This window comes from Bacteroides sp. MSK.20.82 (assembly GCF_019052485.1).
GTDB classification, from domain to species: Bacteria; Bacteroidota; Bacteroidia; order Bacteroidales; family Bacteroidaceae; genus Bacteroides; species Bacteroides thetaiotaomicron.
Window position 1 is genome coordinate 1 of record NZ_JAHQUN010000121.1, and the last position, 1,409, is coordinate 1,409.

The window sequence follows — 1,409 nt, forward strand, 5'->3', positions numbered from 1 at the left end:
TTGATTTTAGCATTGAACGACTCCGCTGAAGCATTTGTCAATCGTTCTTCAAAATTTTAGGGGAAATACCTAAAGATACAAAAAAGCCAACTAATTCGCAATACTTTTAGTATGAATTAGTTGGCTAATTTTATAGGATTTACTGAATATCCCTAGTTAAAACAGCTATGCACAATTCCTTTTATTCCGTTTTCAGGTCTATGGCATACAAATTGTCAATAATACCATCTGCTAAGCCAATGACCGGAACATGGATATACTCAGCTTTGACAATACCTGCAATTATCAGAAATATCCCAGCGGCGGGAACAATAACATCTGCACGGTCAGTTTTCAGATTAAATTCTTCCATGCGCTGTTCAAGAGTTAGAACTTTTAACTTATCATACAGCTCCTGCAAAGAAGTGATTGGCAAACGTGATTGTTTCTTATCCTTTTTATCAGCAAGACGATAAAGTTTATTAATATTTCCACCCGAACCTATAATATTGACACCTTGAAAATCAGCAGTTAAACGAGTCAAGTCACTTTTCATCTGTTCCCAACTACCTTCTCTTACAGAATTGCTCAACATTCGGACGGTACCTATATTATATGATAGAGACTGTACCAACTCTCCGTTGATGAGAAAATTTATTTCCGTACTTCCCCCACCGACGTCTACATATATATAGTTTCCGGCACGGTCTTCCAAACACTCGATATGATTGTTATAAATCATACGTGCTTCCTCTTGACCGTTAATCACTTCAATGTTGATTCCCGTATCTTTCCATACCTTTTTGATTACAGACTTGCCATTTTGGGCATCACGCATGGCAGAAGTGGCACAAGCCCTATAGTTTGTCACTTCATAAATTTTCATCAATTGTCGGAAAGCCTTCATCAACCTGCGCAATTTCATCACCTTTGCATCCGACACTTCTCCCAAGGAAAAAACATCAAAGCCTAAACGTAGAGGTACACGCAGGAGCATCACTTTGGAAAGGCGCTTATTGGCTAGATTCTCATTATTCTTCACCTTTTTGATTAACAACCGCACTGCGTTAGAGCCGATGTCAATAGCTGCGTAACATTTACTATCAGTCATTCGTTATATGTGATTTGTAATACTTATATAGTTCTTCTTGCGAGCGAAAAGATTCTTCGGTATCCGTTGTCCAAAGGCAGTTCTTACCGCTTCCGTCGACAACGCTACCCTGACAATTACCCCGGAGTCCAAAATCAATGACTTTCCATAAATCCTCCTTGATTCGAGAATCATAAACGGGAGTGATTACTTCCACCCTGTTATCCAAGTTGCGCGGCATCCAGTCCGCCGAACCGATAAAAGTCTTATTCTCTCCACCCGCTGCATAAATCAAAGAAATCTTCAAAAGATCGCAGCTTAAAGAAAATGAACAGATTTG

The 1,409-nt window shown here is 39.3% G+C and carries 2 protein-coding genes; both read right to left on the minus strand.

The annotated features are described in order from the left end of the window. Positions 1 to 181 precede the first annotated feature (181 nt). Positions 182 to 1,090, minus strand: a complete 909-nt coding sequence (locus tag KTR07_RS28075) for an exopolyphosphatase (protein WP_057250691.1) — start codon at positions 1,088 to 1,090, stop codon at positions 182 to 184. Beyond that, positions 1,083 to 1,409, minus strand: a 327-nt coding sequence (locus KTR07_RS28080; RefSeq protein WP_254306586.1) for a hypothetical protein, incomplete at its 5' end; no start/stop codon positions are given. The genes KTR07_RS28080 and KTR07_RS28075, both read right to left, overlap by 8 nt.